Source organism: Vibrio sp. B1ASS3, assembly GCF_905175355.1.
Classification (GTDB): Bacteria; Pseudomonadota; Gammaproteobacteria; order Enterobacterales; family Vibrionaceae; genus Vibrio; species Vibrio owensii.
The window spans coordinates 1,399,754-1,416,787 of sequence record NZ_HG992742.1 but is presented as its reverse complement, the minus strand read 5'-3'; the positions used below and the strand labels follow the sequence as shown (position 1 = coordinate 1,416,787).

21 protein-coding genes are annotated in these 17,034 nt (G+C 43.3%); 2 read left to right on the top strand and 19 right to left on the bottom strand.

All coding sequences use genetic code 11. The annotated features are described in order from the left end of the window. Nucleotides 1-109: 109 nt before the first annotated feature. Nucleotides 110-694 (top strand): cysteine/O-acetylserine transporter, encoded by a 585-nt coding sequence (gene eamB, locus KJB05_RS06470; protein ID WP_208444385.1) that lies wholly within the window; start codon nt 110-112, stop codon nt 692-694. Between the two features lie 435 nt (nt 695-1,129). Here the strand turns inward: eamB and KJB05_RS06465 are convergent, their stop codons facing one another. From KJB05_RS06465 to KJB05_RS06455, 3 genes are read right to left on the bottom strand one after another with little or no spacing between them, the layout of a single operon-like run. Continuing rightward, on the bottom strand, nt 1,130-2,389 hold the full coding sequence (locus KJB05_RS06465; protein WP_208444384.1) for a hypothetical protein: 1,260 nt from the start codon (nt 2,387-2,389) through the stop codon (nt 1,130-1,132). After that, nucleotides 2,379-3,245, bottom strand: a complete 867-nt coding sequence (locus KJB05_RS06460; protein ID WP_208444383.1) for an aminotransferase class I/II-fold pyridoxal phosphate-dependent enzyme — start codon at nt 3,243-3,245, stop codon at nt 2,379-2,381. The genes KJB05_RS06465 and KJB05_RS06460 overlap by 11 nt, the downstream gene beginning before the upstream one ends. Nucleotides 3,246-3,258: 13 nt before the next feature. Further along, on the bottom strand, nt 3,259-3,825 hold the full coding sequence (locus KJB05_RS06455) for a hypothetical protein (protein ID WP_208444382.1): 567 nt from the start codon (nt 3,823-3,825) through the stop codon (nt 3,259-3,261). A 635-nt stretch (nt 3,826-4,460) separates the two neighbouring features. On the opposite strand from KJB05_RS06455, the gene KJB05_RS06450 reads away from it, so the two are divergent. After that, nucleotides 4,461-5,075 (top strand): 3'-5' exonuclease, encoded by a 615-nt coding sequence (locus KJB05_RS06450; RefSeq protein ID WP_208444381.1) that lies wholly within the window; start codon nt 4,461-4,463, stop codon nt 5,073-5,075. Between the two features lie 55 nt (nt 5,076-5,130). Here KJB05_RS06450 and KJB05_RS06445 read toward each other — a convergent pair whose 3' ends face one another. The 16 genes from KJB05_RS06445 to KJB05_RS06375 form a co-directional block, all read right to left on the bottom strand. After that, nucleotides 5,131-5,823 (bottom strand): ABC transporter ATP-binding protein, encoded by a 693-nt coding sequence (locus KJB05_RS06445; RefSeq protein ID WP_039842270.1) that lies wholly within the window; start codon nt 5,821-5,823, stop codon nt 5,131-5,133. A 22-nt stretch (nt 5,824-5,845) separates the two neighbouring features. Further along, entirely contained in the window at nt 5,846-7,129 is a 1,284-nt protein-coding gene (locus KJB05_RS06440; RefSeq protein ID WP_138942254.1) for an ABC transporter permease, read from the bottom strand. A 2-nt stretch (nt 7,130-7,131) separates the two neighbouring features. Continuing rightward, nucleotides 7,132-8,346: an ABC transporter permease gene (locus KJB05_RS06435; RefSeq protein ID WP_208444380.1), complete on the bottom strand. Its 1,215-nt coding sequence runs from the start codon at nt 8,344-8,346 to the stop codon at nt 7,132-7,134. Then, nucleotides 8,343-9,614 carry a TolC family protein gene (locus tag KJB05_RS06430; RefSeq protein WP_208444379.1) on the bottom strand — a complete coding sequence of 424 codons (1,272 nt, stop codon included), beginning with the start codon at nt 9,612-9,614 and terminating at the stop codon, nt 8,343-8,345. Before KJB05_RS06430 ends, KJB05_RS06435 begins: the two co-directional genes overlap by 4 nt. Then, nucleotides 9,607-10,743 (bottom strand): efflux RND transporter periplasmic adaptor subunit, encoded by a 1,137-nt coding sequence (locus KJB05_RS06425; protein WP_208444378.1) that lies wholly within the window; start codon nt 10,741-10,743, stop codon nt 9,607-9,609. Before KJB05_RS06425 ends, KJB05_RS06430 begins: the two co-directional genes overlap by 8 nt. A gap of 279 nt (nt 10,744-11,022) precedes the next feature. Further along, nucleotides 11,023-11,259: a hypothetical protein gene (locus tag KJB05_RS28535; protein ID WP_244142893.1), complete on the bottom strand. Its 237-nt coding sequence runs from the start codon at nt 11,257-11,259 to the stop codon at nt 11,023-11,025. Then, the gene (locus tag KJB05_RS28530; RefSeq protein WP_244142892.1) at nt 11,259-11,483 is read right to left on the bottom strand and encodes a hypothetical protein; all 225 of its coding nucleotides are present in this window, start codon (nt 11,481-11,483) and stop codon (nt 11,259-11,261) included. The genes KJB05_RS28535 and KJB05_RS28530 overlap by 1 nt, the downstream gene beginning before the upstream one ends. 75 nt (nt 11,484-11,558) lie before the next feature. Then, nucleotides 11,559-12,014, bottom strand: a complete 456-nt coding sequence (locus tag KJB05_RS06415) for a GNAT family N-acetyltransferase (RefSeq protein WP_199460006.1) — start codon at nt 12,012-12,014, stop codon at nt 11,559-11,561. After that, complete coding sequence (locus tag KJB05_RS06410) at nt 11,995-12,534, bottom strand: GNAT family N-acetyltransferase (RefSeq protein WP_244868317.1); 540 nt, start codon at nt 12,532-12,534, stop codon at nt 11,995-11,997. The genes KJB05_RS06415 and KJB05_RS06410 overlap by 20 nt, the downstream gene beginning before the upstream one ends. 28 nt (nt 12,535-12,562) lie before the next feature. Beyond that, nucleotides 12,563-13,027 carry an acyltransferase gene (locus KJB05_RS06405; RefSeq protein ID WP_208444376.1) on the bottom strand — a complete coding sequence of 155 codons (465 nt, stop codon included), beginning with the start codon at nt 13,025-13,027 and terminating at the stop codon, nt 12,563-12,565. A 30-nt stretch (nt 13,028-13,057) separates the two neighbouring features. Beyond that, nucleotides 13,058-13,906, bottom strand: coding sequence for an MBL fold metallo-hydrolase (locus tag KJB05_RS06400; RefSeq protein ID WP_208444375.1), 849 nt, complete (start codon nt 13,904-13,906; stop codon nt 13,058-13,060). 256 nt (nt 13,907-14,162) lie between these two features. Next, nucleotides 14,163-14,555 (bottom strand): hypothetical protein, encoded by a 393-nt coding sequence (locus tag KJB05_RS06395; RefSeq protein ID WP_244142891.1) that lies wholly within the window; start codon nt 14,553-14,555, stop codon nt 14,163-14,165. Between the two features lie 17 nt (nt 14,556-14,572). Next, a complete protein-coding gene (locus tag KJB05_RS06390) occupies nt 14,573-15,106 on the bottom strand; it encodes a GNAT family protein (RefSeq protein WP_102387008.1) in 534 nt (177 codons plus the stop codon). Continuing rightward, a complete protein-coding gene (locus KJB05_RS06385; RefSeq protein WP_208444373.1) occupies nt 15,103-15,537 on the bottom strand; it encodes a GNAT family N-acetyltransferase in 435 nt (144 codons plus the stop codon). The genes KJB05_RS06390 and KJB05_RS06385 overlap by 4 nt, the downstream gene beginning before the upstream one ends. 17 nt (nt 15,538-15,554) lie before the next feature. Then, entirely contained in the window at nt 15,555-16,310 is a 756-nt protein-coding gene (locus KJB05_RS06380; protein ID WP_208444372.1) for a class I SAM-dependent methyltransferase, read from the bottom strand. A 25-nt stretch (nt 16,311-16,335) separates the two neighbouring features. After that, nucleotides 16,336-16,965, bottom strand: coding sequence for a class I SAM-dependent methyltransferase (locus KJB05_RS06375; protein WP_208444371.1), 630 nt, complete (start codon nt 16,963-16,965; stop codon nt 16,336-16,338). Nucleotides 16,966-17,034: the final 69 nt, after the last annotated feature.

Genomic DNA, 17,034 nt, shown 5'->3' with positions numbered 1-17,034 from the left:
CAAACTCCTAACTGCATAGTGCGAAAACTTAAAACTCTTAGTTTAAATATATTCAATTTTTTAATTGATTAACGCGAAGTATAGTGCACAAAAAACAGGAGAGATAGAGATGAGTGCCATCTACACCGCATTTTTCACCTACGTCATCATTACTTCGATCACGCCGGGTCCCAACAACATTTTGTCGCTCAGTGTTGCAACACAACACGGGCTAAAGCGTTCGACCAAAGTCATTTCTGGGATGTTCTGCGGCTATATTGTTTTGATGCTGTTGTGTGGCGTTTTCACTTACCACATGGTCAGCCTGCTTCCTGTGATTACACCTTGGCTCACATGGGTGGGTGCGGCTTACATCATTTGGTTAGCTTGGGGAATCGCGACAAGTGATATCAAAACCACATCAAAAGATTCTGAGGGCATCACTTTCTTAACAGGTTTTGGTTTGCAGTTCGTGAACGTGAAAATCATTCTTTACGGCGTTACATCCATCTCAACATTCGTGTTGCCTCACACACAAAACATCTACTGGATCTTGGCCACCAGCCTAGTACTCGCGTTTATCGCTCTAGCCAGCAACTTGATCTGGGCAATCGCAGGCAAACTTCTTCAATCACAATTCCAGAAGTATGGCAAAGCGATCAATATGACCTTAGCGGCGACACTGATTTACTGCGCGGTACAGTTGTTTGCTTGAGGTTGGAGTGATGAGACGCAGCTGTTTCTGCGTCTCAAACTGTAGGCGGAGAAGTGGTTGGCTTTGAGTGTGCTGACTCGAAGTTGGACATAAAAAAGTATGACTCTCTAGAACGATTCGACCTGCCAGATAAGCTCTAGTATTCCAAAATGACAATCGGTACCTATGTGTGATCCGGACCGCGCAAGCTTATGGACGTTTTCATGATTCTTTCTGCATAACCATGCAATTACTAAATCAAACTCTCCTCTGGGATAACTAAGGTGATAAATCTTGGGATGCCCAAGCAAAGAGAGGCATTCATTTAAACAACCTTACAGTTCAGTAACAATATTATATACATCGAACACCACGTATTAAAAATAAAACATTTCATTATAGCTAATAATCTTCGCAGAGAATTGATGTAACATTAGAACTCCGCACTATAATTTATTAATGACTTACACCACCAGACGACAAAGCTAACTTTTTATTACGTTTAAAATTTAATAACAAATTTAGGTATAACAATGAAAATATTAATCGCCCAAAGAACATAACTCCCCATAACAGTTCAACAGTAAGAAACTGGTTAAAAAGTAGCAGCCCAATAAGAGGGAGACAAAAAAACCATTGATATATAATAGTATATTTCAGGTTCAACTTACCAAACCCTAAATATTTAGAAATAGAAGTAAGGTAAGAGGCGATGGGTTCTATCAACATCTGTAGTGCAATTATAATAAAAATATACATTAAGTTGTTATAGCCAGCATTGTATATTGTAACTGCAAACAAATACAATACAATAGGTAATAGTAAAATAATATATATATATTTAACTATCAATGTATTCAATATAAATTTTTCTTTTCCTACTAGGTCTAAAGAATTAATTTGACTTGCGTAAGCAATGCCGAATCTTTTTAGTGGTAAAATAGTTAACCTCAAAATTGTTATTGTCATTGTTGAGATTATTATTGACGCCTCTGAAATTTGGCTAGATGACCAGACGACGATAGTAAATGTTATCGATATTACTACGGCATCTAAACTATTTAAGTGTATATCTTTTATTATAGCAAAAAAACTTCCACTCTTTTCATTATTATTTTTTGAGACTATATGCCTTGTCTTATTATTTAGAATAAAATAATTTAACATAGACGATAAAATCAAAGGCACTGTTAAACTTAAGAATACATTGTCTAATAAAACATATACAAAAAAGAAAGCTAAAAATTGAACAATAATGATAAAAACTGACACTTTAAAAACTTCAGAACCACGATTGCTCATAACTAAAACACAATTAAAGTAGTTATTAACCATAGAAAGAAACATTACTGGAGAAAGAACAACAAAATATCCATAAAGAATATTAAACTCCCCATAAAATATTATAAAAAAAATTATTAAAAACAGAACAAAAAAACAAAGACAAGAAGCCCATGAAAAAATTATAATCTTGAGTCTCTCTAAGGATATGCCTGACTTGTTATATTTGATTATTGATGGAGTCATACCTGAAAGAGAGAATGAAATCATAGTTGATATAGATATGTACAATCCAAAACTACTCGTATACTCAATTGATGACTTAGACAAAATAGGAATAACAATAAGAGTATAAATCATTCCTATAAAAGGTGAAATTGCAAAACCAAAATTGTTAAGAAATAGCTTCAAATAATAAATAAAATTATTTTTCATTAAAATTACCCAATGTAAGCCTATAAAAATCATACATTTCTCTAGATTGGGTTACAATGTCATCGGGAACGCATTGTCCTTTATTTATTGATAGGTAATTGGAATTTGGATCATTATATTTTAATCCCTTAAGAAGGTAGGTAGCATCATGTCGTAGTTTAGATAACTCATGTGACTTTTCTCTGAAGCACCTAACCCAATCTTCATCAAACAGCTTTCTTATTACTATTGATGTCATAATAGGTATATGAAATGGAGCTTTCGTTTTGTCTAATTCATTTATATTTTCCTCATCACCAATTAAAAATGAAGCTCTAACACCAGCCATAGAAAAAGACTTTGAAAGACTTATATTTGTAATTAAGTTTTTTCTTATATAAACAGGTTTATCTTGTGGTAGAAAGTTAAAGTAAAAGTAAGTTTTATCGATTAATACGGGGGAAGTAAAATCACAGCAATCAATTATTTCTTGATCTTCAATCCTATATCCTGAAGGGTTGTCTGGTGTGCAAATTATTTTTGGCAACGTACTATTAAATAAATCTTCATGGTTAAGCTCAATAACATTAACGCCTAGGTTTTTTGCTAAACTTTTATAAGCAAAAAATGAATTGTTAGGTATCGCAATTATTTCACCCCTTCTTAAATTAATGAATTTTTGTATAGCATCAAACCCACCACACATTAAAGTAATATTAGTTGGTTTCAAATTTAAAAAACTTGATATTACTTCTTTTGTTTTTTCCTCCTGGCGAAGAATTTCATCATATCGATTCCAAGGAATTAAAGATAATTCTTCTAACACTTCATTTTTAAAGCTCTTTTCCCAATCCCAAAAAGATTCACACCTATCCATAGACACACCGCAACTAACAGTTAATTTTTTTTAGAATTTTTAATTTTTCATCATACATTTCAAAATAGACTTTTTCTGCATGTTTATTTATATCATCTAAATTCATGTTCATTTCTTTTTTCAAAAAACCCAAACAACTCCAGTATTCAAAATCCTTATCTACAAAATGACCAAAATAACCGTAATGAAATCCCAACCACTCTATTAGGTGCTTAACAGTCTCTTCTTCATTAAAATCTTTTTTATCTTTATAGTAATTAAAACCAACTGACAAATGATCAATAAATCTTTTGCCTGGTAATATGTTATGGCAAAAATTTCTATAAAACTCAGTCTGCAAAATAAATTCATGCCAAACGTTATCTGCATCTATATTTACGGGGATAAATCTCCCTTTATCAAGCAAAGATGTGATAGCAATATATTTTAGAAATGCTATTAAGCTATCATTATATTTATCATCATCCATCTTTGCTCTTTGTTTAAAGATATCATGACTTTCTTTGGGTATTTGGTCTTTTATTTTATCTATATCTATAGGGTCTTCGAATAGTATTTTAGCTTCTTTTTCTGTTAGCATTTAAAACGTCCACACATTGATATGTTATTTTACTATAGGTGTATTCACACCTATAGTATTATAATATTCCTTTATGAAATTTTTTCATCTGGCATTTCTGCGCAACATGCTTCCATATAATTATGAATATTTTTTGTTTTATTTGCTAAAATAATTGAGTTAAGTAAATTTTCCATAATTTATCCTCTATGTTATTGCGCAAGAAATCAGCGCAATAAAAACTTAACAACCGGGAAACAACATGTAAACAACACAATACGTAAACGCTCACCTTCCGTTAAAAAAATCGACACGCATCATTCTATTAGTTTTTTTTAACTACATTATTATTACTTATTCATTTGAGTGCTTGGGGTGAAAGGATATTCACCACTACAGCTTGTTGTTGGTCAACAACAAGTTGGGGAAAAAGTAACTGGCATCTCCAGCCACTTTCATTCATAACAAAAGCAGGTCAAGAAAACGATTCTAGTAGCTTATAGTGGGGAATTTCCGTGTCACGTACCATCCATCAGCGCACCTATTGTTTATCTCGACTTACCCTGATTTCTCACGCAACTAACGCTTCCCACTCCTTCCATTTTCCACCACTTTCAACGATACTCTTGCGCCCTATTGTTCAGTTGGAAAACTTCATGCCTCAAGCTAACTCCGTTGTCGTACTCGACTTTGAAACCACAGGTCTGTCTCCGAATATGGGTGCTCGCGCGATTGAAATCGGTGCGGTTAAGATCGTTGATGGTGAGGTGGTCGATAGTTTTCAGCAACTTATGAATCCTGGCTTTCGTGTGAGCTCATTTATTGAAGGTTACACAGGCATTACCAATAACATGCTGCGCACTGCGCCGAGCTGCGATGAAGTGATGGCATCGTTCAGTGAGTTTATTGAGGGTGAGAACCTTATCGCGCACAACGCGTCTTTTGATAAGCGCTTTCTGGATGCGGAGCTAGAGCGAATCGACTGCGGTTATTCTGGCGAGTTCGCGTGTTCTTTATTGGTAGCAAGACGCCTGATTCAAGATGCGCCGTCACACAAGTTGGGTGAGTTGGTTCGTTACAAGAATATCGAAAACGACGGTGTATTCCACCGCGCGTTAGCCGATGCACAGGTAACGGCAAAGCTATGGCTGCTGATGGTAGAAGAGCTTGAGCAATCCGGCATTGCAGCGCCAAGCTTCAAGTTTATGCAGACGGTAAGTAAGACAGCAAAAGGAAAAGTGGATCAGCTACTGGCTAAAAGCCGCGCTTAATCCACTCGAGCACTCACGCTTCATCGTTCGAGAGATTATCTCCAGCGCCGGAGCGTTATTGCGGCACTCTATCCGAAATCACCTTGCCATCTTTAATGGTGATGATGCGTTTGGTGCGCTCTGCTAGGGCGTTATCGTGCGTTACGATGATCAAGGTTCTGCCTTCGGCGTGGAGTTGATTGAACAAGGCTTCAATCTCTGCGCCGGATTTCGAATCCAATGCCCCTGTTGGTTCATCCGCTAAGATGATTTGCGGATCATTGACCAAGGCTCTCGCAATCGCGACCCTCTGTTTTTGACCGCCAGAAAGCTGGTTAGGTTTGTGGTCAAGGCGATCCCCTAGCCCCACTTGTTCTAACAACTTCGCGGCACGTTGGCGACGCTCCTTGGCTTTGATGCCAGAGTAAACCAACGGCAGCGCCACGTTATCCAAAGCCGTCGCGTATTCCAACAAGTTGAAGCTTTGGAAGACAAAGCCTATCTTTTGGTTGCGAATACCCGCTAGCTCGTTCGCGCTTAAACTTGCCACGTTTTGACCGCCCAGTTGGTACTCGCCATCGGTCGGTTTATCTAAGCAGCCTAGCATGTTCATTAGCGTTGATTTGCCCGAACCAGACGGGCCAAGAATCGAAAGAAACTCACCTTGATTGATGGTTAAGTCAACGCCGTCTAGCGCACGTACTTCCGCTTCTCCGCTTGAGTAGTATTTGCAGATGTTGGTTAGCTCAACAAGTGGTTTGTTCGACATGTTCTCTCCAGAATTCTTATTATTATTCACTTTGCAATGCCTCCAACGGGCTCACTTTGGCAGCTCGGTTTGCTGGTAACCAAGCGGATGCGACGCCGATGATCACCAAGGTGGTAATCACAATCGCGACGACAATCCATGACAGCTCTGGGACTGGTTTGCCGAGGTGCTCATAAAATACGTTACCTTCTAGGTTGATGGCGCTGATTGCCGATACCAATGCGTAGGTCACGCCTAACCCCAATACGCCGCCTAAGATCATCGTCATCAGTGATTGCACCAAGTAGTGCAAGCGAATCGCCGTTGGTGTAGCTCCGACCGCCATTCGCACGCCGATGTCTCGGGTTGAACGCTTCACGGTCGCGTACATAACGTTGGCGATCCCCACGCCCGCAACGGCAAGGGTGACAAAGCCGATGATGCCAAGGAAGCTTTGCAGGCCAATCAAAAACTGCTGCATGCTTTTCTGTTTGAGGAACATGTCTTCCACTTGCACCACTTGCTCATCACTGACACTAGCGCCATGTTTGCGAGCAATGACTTGGCGAATGGTCTCTGCGAGCTTTTTGCGGTCAGTATTGGCTTGTGGCTCCACGTTGATGCCACCAATATCGCCATTGGAATGAAAGCGTTGCCACGTTGCTAACGGCACAAAGCTGGAATAGTTGATTTGGTCGCCCTGCTCGATCTCAGCACTGCTTTTCTTCAATACTCCAATCACGGTGAACTCTTCGCTGCCAATCTTGACCTTTTCCCCCACGGGATCGGTTTGCAGTGTCACTGGCGCGAACCAGCTGAAGTCATCGACAGGATTGAACAAGTCAGCCGCGAGCGAATAACCCAATACGACTACTTTACGCATCTGCTTTTGGTCGAGTGGATTTAGCCAACGTCCACCATCCATTGGTGTTAGGTTGGTCATTGATGCAAAGTCTGTAGTGACGGCTAATGGTTCTTGCCATGAGCCTCGGTCGCCCACAGTAATGCGCTCATTCCAAATTGCGGTCGGTGCAACGCTCTTCACTTCAGGAAGGGCTTTGACCACATCGGTATCGTCAACTTTTAAGGTTAAGAATTTGCCTTGGTGAAAAGCGCCATAATCGACCGTCGCCATACCACCCGTTAGGTAAATCAGGTTCCCGTTACCATTTTGCGCGGTTCTCAATACGCCCTGACGAATACCCTCGCCCACGGCCAGCATTGCGGCGATACACAAGGTCGCCCATGCCACAGCAAGAATGGTTAAGCCTAAGCGAAGCTTTTCTGCCGCCATTTCTTGAAAGATTTGTCTCATTGGTAGCAACATGATTATGCCCTCGCACTCAAAGCAATTACTGGAGTGAGTCGCGATGCTCGTCTCGCCGGGAAGTAAGACGCCAACAACGCCAGCACTAGCGTCACCAACAGTGACCAAGCAATGGAATCCGGTGTGATAACAGGAAAACCTAACCACTCCGGTAAGGTGATGGAACCTAACAACGCCACCACCATATACGCGACTAATAAGCCAAGTGCCGTACCAACAGCTACCAAGAACAAGCCTTCGAGAATGAACTGACTGAGAATGGATTTTTGTGTCGCGCCTATTGCTAAGCGCACGCCGATTTCTCGCGTTCGCTCTGTCACTGAGAGGAACATAATGTTCGCGACACCGAGCGCCCCAACAGCCATGGTCATTGCGCCACTTGCCCCAAGGAAGATTTGAATGCCTCGGAAAATACCCGTGATTAACGCAGCACCTTCACTAAAATCCGGTAGGTTGATCGCTTCTTTATCGGTTGGATCAAAGTGCAATTGCTTAGCGTAGAAGTTGACGATGGCTTGTCGGAAAGCAGCTCCATTCATGCCTTCTGTTGGCTTAAGCAACAACATCCACGGTTTGGCATCCCACAAATCGAGATACGTGGTTTGTGGAATGAAAACTTTGCGGCTGTCGCCGAATGAAATGCCTGCGTCTTCATCTTTGATGATACCAATCACCAAGAAAGGAATACCGTTCACTTTGACCATTTGTCCAATGCCGATCTCACCCATCTTGGCAATTTGATCGCCAAGCACGGCAACACGTGTATGGTTAGCGATATCAGTTGGTGACAGGTTGCGCGAGCCAGACTCCAACTTACGTTGAATAAGGGAGAAGTAAGACGGGTCAATACCACTAACGTTGCTGGTCAGGTTCTGCCCTTTTTCATTGGTGACGCTCGCATCCCATTTGGCATAAACGCTCGACGCAGCCTCGACAAAGCCGGACTGCTTAATCATATCGACTTTGTCTTGCGGGATCTGAATTTGACGCCTTGAGGGTAAGCCGTGCCATGGTTTGCTGGTGCTCGACGGAAACGCGATTTGCACGTTGTTGACCATAAACGACAACTGCTGAGTTTGATGGCGATAAAAGCCCTCACCCAGTGCAATCAGCACCACCACGGATATCACGCCCCAAGCAATGGCAATGATGGCGAGCATACTTTTCATGCGATGCGCCATCAGCGTTTGCCATGTTTGTTGCAATAAACTGGTCATGAATTAAAAGCTCGGGAGATCAGTGCCATGGTGTCGTCGTCTAGCTTACCTGCGGTTTGCAGCAGACCGATGCGCTGACGCCAGTAGTTGTACAAGTTGCTTTGTAGGCTATTTTTAGCCTCGAACAAGTTGTTGTGCGCGCTAATGACTTCCGATACTTCTAACATACCTGCATCGTAAAGTTTCTCTTTGCTGCGTAGCACTTTCTCACGAGAGGTAACGAGTTCGTTAGCCATTAAGACTTGGTTCCAGTTGATGTCGACTTGGGTAAACTGCTGGATAACGCGCTTTTGAATGTCGATTTCGACTCTGCGTAGATCTTGTTTGGCACTGAGGATATTCAAGGATGCTTCGTCGACTCTTGCACGCGTTGCACCATTGAGATCGATCGGCACACTTAGAGTAATGCCTGCGTTGAATTCACCGTCCTTGCGTCGGTCATCATCGTTGTAGCCGACGTTCCCTTTTACCGTTGGGTAGTAACCACCTTGAGCTGAGTCTTTGGCAAACTCACTGGCTTTCACATTTTGCGCAGCCACTAACAGCTCTGGGCTGCTGTCTTTGGCAAGCTTTAACCATTGCTCTTGAGAGTCCACCATCATTGGCGGTTGAATAAGAGAATCGGTGCGAATTTGGTCAACGCTTTGTGGGATCTGATTGATCAACGCGGCAAGCTCGGCACGTTTGACTTCCAAATCAGATCTTGCGCTCAAGATCCCCGCTCGGTCAGCTACTTGAGTCGCACGGATCTCTTCAACATCAACGGATTTCACCTTACCAGCGCGGTAACGCTTCTCGATGATCTTAAGCAGTTTGTTGCCCTCTTCCAATTTGGATTGCGCCAATTGCAAATCGCCTTGTGCGCTCGCGACATCCAAATACGATGACAGTAGTCTTTGTGCTAATTCATTATGCGATTGAGCCAGTTCTAATTGAGCCTTGATGTAGTTGGCATTGGCTTGGTCTAGATCGGACCACAAGCTGCTATCCCAAATAGTTTGAGAAAGCGATGCGCCGTAGCTGTTGGTGTTATCGGCAGATTCACTCCAATCCGCCGATGCCGTCGCACTCAAACCTGGCAGTAATGAACTGCGGCTCGCATCCACACCCACTTCACCGAGTTGCACGCCAATCTTGGCTTTCTCGTAATTTGGGTCGCTCTGTTTCGCTTGTTGCCACGCTTGTTCAATTGAAATCGCATAACTTGGTAAGCTGAGTGTCGCGGCTAATATCGCGCAACCAATTTTATACAGATGTAGCTTAGCCATGCGCGGCTCCCATCATCATACTGTTATCGATGATCTCTTCGTCGAGCTCAACGCCATCCAATACTTCTACATTGATGCCGTCTGACAAACCAAGCTTCACTTTCTGTTTGTGGAAGCCTTGTTCTGAACTATCTGGAATCAGCACGTTGGGTGTGTCGCCATCAAATTGCAGCGCACGCTCAGGTAGCGTTAATACGTTCTCTGACTTCTTCAGCGTGATTTGTGCATTTGACGAGAAGCCTGAGCGAAGCAGCACTTCTTGTGGGATCTTCAGCTCGCCCACTTCGACTTCAAAGCCGTTATCAAAACTTTTTGCCGATGCGTTGCCTTCTGGCGAGTTTAGGTTCTCTGATTGAATCGCAACTTTGGTCAACACGCCGGAGATTTCCACATCAGGATACGGCGCAACGGTCAGCAATACCGGCATGCCCGGAGAAAGTTGCGCTGCATCATGCTCACTTACGCTGCCTTTGAAGATCAGGCTGTTCATGTCGGCCAGAGACATCATTTCTGTTGCAGCTTGGCTGGATTCAGTTGAGATGATTGGTTCACCCACTTCCACTTTGCGGTTCAATACTGTGCCATCAATAGGCGCGTAAATGGTAGAGGTCAGACGCGCATTGCCAATCGACGCTTCACCGCTGCGGATCAATTCGAGGTTCTGGCGTTTTTGAAGCACGTTCGCTTGAGCTGATTTCACCGTTGAGCGCGCACTAACGTATTCATCGTAGTTGCTTGGAATGATGTCTTGCTTCACCAAGCTCTCTAAGTTGGCGAGCTTTTGCTTAGCGGATTCGAGGTCTGCTTCGCTGCGCATCAAATCCGTAGACGCATCCGTAAGTGCCTGTGGCGTCGGGTTCGGACGAACCTTAATCAATGGCTGGCCTTGTTTCACTTTCTCGCCAACTTGGACGTAAATCTCGCCGACGATGCCGTCAATTTGCGACTTAATCGAAACTGAGTGTGCAGGGACAATATTGCCGACTGCGACCGCTTGTTTCTCAATGGTTCCCTTTTCCACTGCCAGAGTCGGAAATGCCTCTGGTTGAGCCGAAGATTGCAGATAGAAATACGCACCGCCGCCAAGCAATGCAACGCTCACAGCAGCGACAAGCCAAGTTTTTGCCATCATTGATTCCAATTATTGTTTTGTAGTCTTGTGACCATCTCATGAACATTAAGTTCTAAGGATATCGTGGTTTGAAGCCGCTAAAACTGTCATATTTGGTAAGGTTTTGTCAGGGCGCTTTGACAATAAGCAGGATGAATAGCTGAAATCGGCGTTAAACGCTTAGATTTTGTACTTGTTTGAACAGGATGGAACTCGCAGAGGTGACGCTAGCCTAGAACCTAGAACCTAGAACCTAGAAATAAAGAGACAGAATAAAGAAAACCTCAAGCGCACGGATTAACGTGTGAAGGACTTGACCATATCGTACTGATGCAACCCTTCACCAAAACCTTTTTCAGCAATGCTCACCGTGATGAATCCGTATCGATTGAAGAGTTTTTCCATCAATTGTGTGGTGCTGATGTGAATATCATAGAGACGGCCTTCTGCTCTGATGCGCGATTCCATCTCTTGATAAAAACGGTCTGCCGTCGAAAGCAGATCGCGATGCCCTATCGAGCCGTGACGAAACATTACCCACGCAATGCCATGCCATGAGTTTGACCTTTTGTGTAGTGTCCACCACAACCGATCACTTGTCCGTTTTCTTCAGCTACGAGGTAGTTTTCATCGGCGTAGTTATCTAAAAAATCGACTAAATCCGCCTCATCACTTTCGATGAAATATTTCGGACAGTTGGACAGCAAAATGTCGATAACCGCTTGCTTGTCTTGTGGGGTGTAAGTTCTGAATCTCATCACTTTGTTCTTTATCGCCGTTGATTGTGCTTGGTTGCACTACCGTCGAGGCTTAACTCTCTGGTTAGTAAGTATTTACAACGCCAGCTTGAAGCCTTCATGCGTGGCCTTAAAACCCAGTTTTTCGTAGAAGCGAAGCGCATCAGGACGTTGCTTATCACTGGTCAATTGAACGAGTTGACAACCTTTGTCTTTCGCCTGCTTTATCGCGTATTCGAACATCTGTTCACCAAAACCACGTCCGCGATAATCTTGATGAATACGAACGCCTTCAATCAAGCAACGCCAACTGCCAATGTGGGTCAGATAAGGGATAAAAGTCAGCTGTAACATTCCAACCAAAGCACCTTCTAGTTCCACCACCAGCAATTGGTTGTTTGGGTCTTTGTCGATCGCTTCAAACGCAGCAACATAAGCCTGATTAAGTGGCAAGCTTGCGTCTTCTCTCTTGCTACCTAACGGGTCATTGGCCAGTAATGCAACCAAGCTGGTTAAATCTTCAAATGTCGCGCTACGGTATGTCAGTGGCATCGATTCTTCCTTGTGTTTTTGCTTTTAGTGTTGTGTTAAGCGAGAGCGGCTTACTTCGTTCGTACCATTGAGGAAAACCGCTTTGCGCGATTTCATAGGTGACGAATCCAAACTTCTCATACAGCTTTTGAGCGGCTTCGTTTTTAGGATGAACGCCAAGACGAATACCATCACAAGAGCCTTCGACTCTCTGTAATAGTGCTTTCATGAGCGCAGAAGCGACGCCTTTGCCGCGATGACTGGCATGAACCGCCATTGCCAATTCAGGATACTCAGCATATTGAACGGTTTGGCTCGATTTATAGCGAATCTGAACAATGCCGATTGGCTCATCGAATTGGTTTAATGCGAATAATCCGAGGTCGCCCGATTTGCCCCATTCTTCAAAATAGGCTTTGATGTGCGCCAGTTCGAGCACTTTCGGATCGTGGTCAGGTTCATCATCCGGCGTCCAAAGCGCCACCAACAATAGCTCTTTTTGCAGCGCTAAATCCGACGCTGTCACTTCTCTAAACTTCATTTTTTTCCGTGGATGCTCGTGTTCTTCGTCAGGGTAAATCTCTCAACTTCTTCGCTGGATTCCCGGCATAGATGCCTTTCTCTGTGATGTCTTTTGTCACAACGCTTCCTGCGCCAATAACCACACCTTCACAAATTTTCACGGCAAGTATCGTGGCATTCGAGCCTATGGTTACGTTATTGGCAATAACGGTGCGCCCCCAGCTGTCTGGATTCGCGTCTGGTTTTCCGTCTTTGAACAGGTCGTTGGCAAACATTACCCCATGACCAACAAAACAATCACTGCCGATGGTCACGTATTCGCAAATAAAGGTATGAGATTGGATTTTGGTTCGCTCACCAATCACTGTGTTCTTCTGGATTTCAACAAAAGGGCCAACGAATACGCCTTCTTTTAGCTCGCAGCCATAGACGTTTGCAGGTTCGATGATGGTGACGTTTTCACCACAAGTCACATCTTTGATTTGTGCATGTAAGACTTTTGGACTGTGCATCTATTCTCCAAAGTAAAAATGAGTCATTGATTAGATTTCAACACGACGCCCAGTTGGCAAGTGCTCTAAACGATCATCAAGTACTTCTTTCAGCAAATGATACGCTTTCATGCCTGTGCAGTGGCCCGTGTAAAACTTCTCAATAGGGTATTCAGACAGGGCTTTACCTAATGCTTTTATGTCGTCTTTAGTACCGCCGATGCCATTAAATACAGGTAAACCCACAAGATGAAAGCCACCCACTACCGCTTTGATTCTGCAGTTCGGAAATAATTCAATGGCGGTTTCAATCATGTTCAATACTCCGCTGTGCGCACATCCCGTGAACACAACCAAGCCATCTTCTTCCTTGATCACCAAAAGTAACTCGTGTTCAAAAGCATCTTGCTCATAACCGCCATCTTTCGATTGGGTATAGAGGTACTGATTTCCTTTGGGCTGTGGGTACTTGTCGCTGATCTTGGTAATCACATGAACATTTGGAGCAACTTGCGTCGTTTCGCTTACCTGCACTATGCGGTCATTGGTTGTGTCTAACAAAGCTTTGTCGATACCAACATCACTCTTGAAACCAAAAGCTCGAAAGTAGTAATCCTGATCTCCACACGATTTTAAATAGACTTTGGCCACATCATTTTGCTCTAGAAAATGAGATGTGCCGTTGCAATGGTCATGATGTCGATGAGAAATAACCGCGAGATCAACTTCTTGGATATCGATGTTTAGTAAAGGCGCGTTGTCGCAAAACGTTCGCCCACTGCCCATATCGAACAACAGTTTGGTTCCTTCTGTATCGATATGCAGCGATAAACCGCGCTCAACACAGAGATCGGCTCGGTCCTCAACACGAGAATTATCAACGAGAGTGGTAACGATCATGGTGTCTCCTAATGACGTTGAACCGCTTTAGTGGATGAGACAATAACGAGGTTTGATGCTTGTAGAAAAAAGTAATGGTAATTGTGTGATTAGACAGAGGTTTACGGTACACGTTTTCGGTCGTGCTTGATTTTTATCTCACCAACATGGGATTTTTTATGATCCATTGATATGGAGTCATCCAGACGAACAGGTTCAATAACGCCTAAATCACAAAAGCCCAAAACACCCGTTTTGGGCTTTTGTGAATAAGATTCTACTGGTCACAATGTGCAAAGACTCTTTGCTTGTCAGATAGGTTTTTAGCGCCTTCTTTCGCTAACAAAGTTTGTTCTTGGGTAGCTTTGAATTCAGAGCCTGTTCCCGGCCAGTAGTACCCTTGCTCATCATGACAAAGGGTGATGATTATTGGGTCAATTCCAATTTTAGGGGAATCTCCAATCTCTGTGTACATACCGAAAGTAATGTTGGTAGTAATGTGGCCTCGAACTCCATCCAGCACCTTAGCTTGAACCTTATAGTAGTTATCTCCACCGTCTTTCTCCGGCCCCTCAAAACCAGTTAGTACTACAACAGCCGAGTATGGAGTCTCTTCAACGGCAGTTTGAAGCCTCTCATTTGCTACTGCTTCAGATCCGATGAGAGTCATTAGGCATATTAGCCATTTCATGCTTTCAACTCTTTTAGCTGCATATCTAAACAATCCTGAAGTTCGTCGCTAAGGGCAGGAAATACCGCATACTCTTTCAACACACCTTGTTTCTTAAATCCACATTTTTCGAGCACGCGAATACTGGCTTGATGGTCAATATGAGGAGCTGTGTGAATCTCCTCGATTCCGATGCTTTTCAGATACTCAATGCCAAGCTTACACGCCTGAGTTGCATACCCTTTACCTTGATAATTTCTAGAGATCCCAAAGTGAATTTCGCTATGACTGCTTTCAGGTATTAAGACCAAACAGCCAATGGGAACGTGTGTCGCGCTTTCTTCAATTGCGAGTACCAAGATATTAGGGTGATCCAACTCGTACTGAGCTCGCCATCGACCGATCGCTTGTAGCGTTTGAATTGGGCTTTGATGTGCTTGTCGATTGAGATACAAACACGTTTGCTCATCACCAAGGTAGTTTTCAAACAAAGGAACGGCATCTGTTTCTTCAAGGTACCTGATTGCTATCTCTTGCGCTTCTAGCCTCATTGGTTCTCACCTTGATACACGTCCGGGTTCCAAATCTGCATAAAGTTATCGGCAGGCTCGATAGGCTTAAAGCCGTATTGTTCATAAAGACCATGTGCATCGCGCGTCGCAAGAATCATTCTACGTAGACCTTGAAGGTCTGGGTGGGACACAATTTCAGAAACCAACCACTTACTAATGCCACTGCCGCGGTAATCAGGGAGTACGAAAACATCGGCGAGATAAGCAAAGGTGGCTTTGTCAGTAATAAGGCGAGCAAACGCGATTTGCTGATTCGACTCGGTAAACACACCAAAGCAAAAGGAGTTTCGTATCGCTTTATCTAGCGTGTCCCTTGGCACTCCTTTCGCCCAATAGCTCTGTGAGATGAACTGATGAATGCAATCCAAATCCATCTCTTCAAAGGCTGTGCTAATACGATATCCTTGCATTGCGTTCTCCCAATAAATCAAAGCTTCTCTGCGACGCAAATTAGGTTGTTTGAGTTTTCAGAAAACTTATCTTCTGTCCACGAGCTGTATTTTTCGGTAATACATAAACCCGCCTGAGCAAGAAACGCTTCAATTTCAGATAACTTTCGATACTTCAAGTCAATGCTTGAGTAGACCATCCTCCCATCTTGGTAGTGACGTTCTTTCTTCAAATAAAGTACTGTTCTTTCAGCGTCATAACGTTCGCGCATTCCCATGTACTTTACTTCGCCTTTGTCGGGCAATTCATAGGTTTGCCACAGCGACATTTCAGCATCAATTTCCAAGTTATTCGGCGTTGGTAAACGGGTATCAAAGATGAAACACCCACCTCTATTAAGGTGATTAGAAATCGAATTAAGGACACCAACCAGCATCTCATCGGAGAGGAAAGCTTGGAAAGCGTTGCCCGTCATAATCGCCATGTCGAAGCGTTTATCGAGAGAGAATTGAGTGGCATCCTGTTGCAAGAAACAAAGGGTATCTAATCCCTGCGCTTTCCGTTTAGCTTGTTTTAACATACCCTCGGCAATATCAATACCGACAGCATTATCGAGCTTCTTCGCAATAGGTATGGTGACAATACCCGTACCACAGCACACATCCAGCAAACTTCGAACTCCCATCGCGGTAATGTGCTTTTGTATCAGAGCGATATCATCTTCATAATGTTTATCATACTGAGCATCATATTCCATGCCTGATACGAACTCACTGAGATCTTGTAGATTCAAAAACAGTCCTTGTTTATTTAATTGATTAACTTGGCTTTCTTAACTCTAAGAGCAAGTAACGACATACATAACCTGCACCTGATGTGTAACCGACGAGGTTTTCTAAAGACACCACTTCTAGCCCTGCATTTTGGCTGAATTCGCGGACTTCACTTTCGGTGTAAGCCGTATGTACCACCGTGCCACTGTAGGTATTTCTTGGCAGGTCTTTTCCATCTGGGTCGTGATATTGGAAACTGATAAAACAGCGTCCGTCAGCATTGAGCTTGTTGGCAACGCACTGAAGTAGCGATTGCGGATTGGTAAGAAATTCCGTGAAACCGAGAGCGGTAATGATGTCGAAGGTTTGATTGAAAATTGGAGAGAAAGGTTTGTCTAGGTTATGAACGCTGACGCTTTGATAGAGGTTTGTCTCGCGTGCTTTATCGACCATTTTGGATGAGATATCTAAGCCGTGCAGATTAACGTCTGGATAGTGAGATTTGATGACCTCCCCGATACTGCCTGTGGCACAAGCTAAATCAAGAGCAGAGACTTGTTGGAGATTGAGCGTCTTTAACTTTCCATCTATCCAGCGCGGACCAACGTATTGGCTGTCTTCGATTAATTTCTGATAGCGCTCAGATACTTCGTCATACATTTTAGCAACGTCCATGATTCCTCCTTGATCTTTGAACGTTTGCCAATGTAGCACGCCATACTCACCTGCACACTTATATCATTG

What these genes read in the sequence shown, in the direction of transcription:
- KJB05_RS06375 (WP_208444371.1), bottom strand. Translation starts at nt 16,965, where the DNA reads ATGGACGTTGCTAAAATGTATGACGAAGTATCTGAGCGCTATCAGAAA.
- KJB05_RS06425 (WP_208444378.1), bottom strand. Translation starts at nt 10,743, where the DNA reads ATGGCAAAAACTTGGCTTGTCGCTGCTGTGAGCGTTGCATTGCTTGGC.
- KJB05_RS06410 (WP_244868317.1), bottom strand. Translation starts at nt 12,534, where the DNA reads ATGAAGTTTAGAGAAGTGACAGCGTCGGATTTAGCGCTGCAAAAAGAG.
- KJB05_RS06430 (WP_208444379.1), bottom strand. Translation starts at nt 9,614, where the DNA reads ATGGCTAAGCTACATCTGTATAAAATTGGTTGCGCGATATTAGCCGCG.
- KJB05_RS28530 (WP_244142892.1), bottom strand. Translation starts at nt 11,483, where the DNA reads ATGAGATTCAGAACTTACACCCCACAAGACAAGCAAGCGGTTATCGAC.
- KJB05_RS28535 (WP_244142893.1), bottom strand. Translation starts at nt 11,259, where the DNA reads ATGTTTCGTCACGGCTCGATAGGGCATCGCGATCTGCTTTCGACGGCA.
- eamB (WP_208444385.1), top strand. Translation starts at nt 110, where the DNA reads ATGAGTGCCATCTACACCGCATTTTTCACCTACGTCATCATTACTTCG.
- KJB05_RS06385 (WP_208444373.1), bottom strand. Translation starts at nt 15,537, where the DNA reads ATGCAAGGATATCGTATTAGCACAGCCTTTGAAGAGATGGATTTGGAT.
- KJB05_RS06460 (WP_208444383.1), bottom strand. Translation starts at nt 3,245, where the DNA reads ATGGATAGGTGTGAATCTTTTTGGGATTGGGAAAAGAGCTTTAAAAAT.
- KJB05_RS06440 (WP_138942254.1), bottom strand. Translation starts at nt 7,129, where the DNA reads ATGTTGCTACCAATGAGACAAATCTTTCAAGAAATGGCGGCAGAAAAG.
- KJB05_RS06395 (WP_244142891.1), bottom strand. Translation starts at nt 14,555, where the DNA reads ATGACTCTCATCGGATCTGAAGCAGTAGCAAATGAGAGGCTTCAAACT.
- KJB05_RS06445 (WP_039842270.1), bottom strand. Translation starts at nt 5,823, where the DNA reads ATGTCGAACAAACCACTTGTTGAGCTAACCAACATCTGCAAATACTAC.
- KJB05_RS06435 (WP_208444380.1), bottom strand. Translation starts at nt 8,346, where the DNA reads ATGACCAGTTTATTGCAACAAACATGGCAAACGCTGATGGCGCATCGC.
- KJB05_RS06455 (WP_208444382.1), bottom strand. Translation starts at nt 3,825, where the DNA reads ATGCTAACAGAAAAAGAAGCTAAAATACTATTCGAAGACCCTATAGAT.
- KJB05_RS06465 (WP_208444384.1), bottom strand. Translation starts at nt 2,389, where the DNA reads ATGAAAAATAATTTTATTTATTATTTGAAGCTATTTCTTAACAATTTT.
- KJB05_RS06415 (WP_199460006.1), bottom strand. Translation starts at nt 12,014, where the DNA reads ATGCCACTGACATACCGTAGCGCGACATTTGAAGATTTAACCAGCTTG.
- KJB05_RS06450 (WP_208444381.1), top strand. Translation starts at nt 4,461, where the DNA reads ATGCCTCAAGCTAACTCCGTTGTCGTACTCGACTTTGAAACCACAGGT.
- KJB05_RS06405 (WP_208444376.1), bottom strand. Translation starts at nt 13,027, where the DNA reads ATGCACAGTCCAAAAGTCTTACATGCACAAATCAAAGATGTGACTTGT.
- KJB05_RS06390 (WP_102387008.1), bottom strand. Translation starts at nt 15,106, where the DNA reads ATGAGGCTAGAAGCGCAAGAGATAGCAATCAGGTACCTTGAAGAAACA.
- KJB05_RS06400 (WP_208444375.1), bottom strand. Translation starts at nt 13,906, where the DNA reads ATGATCGTTACCACTCTCGTTGATAATTCTCGTGTTGAGGACCGAGCC.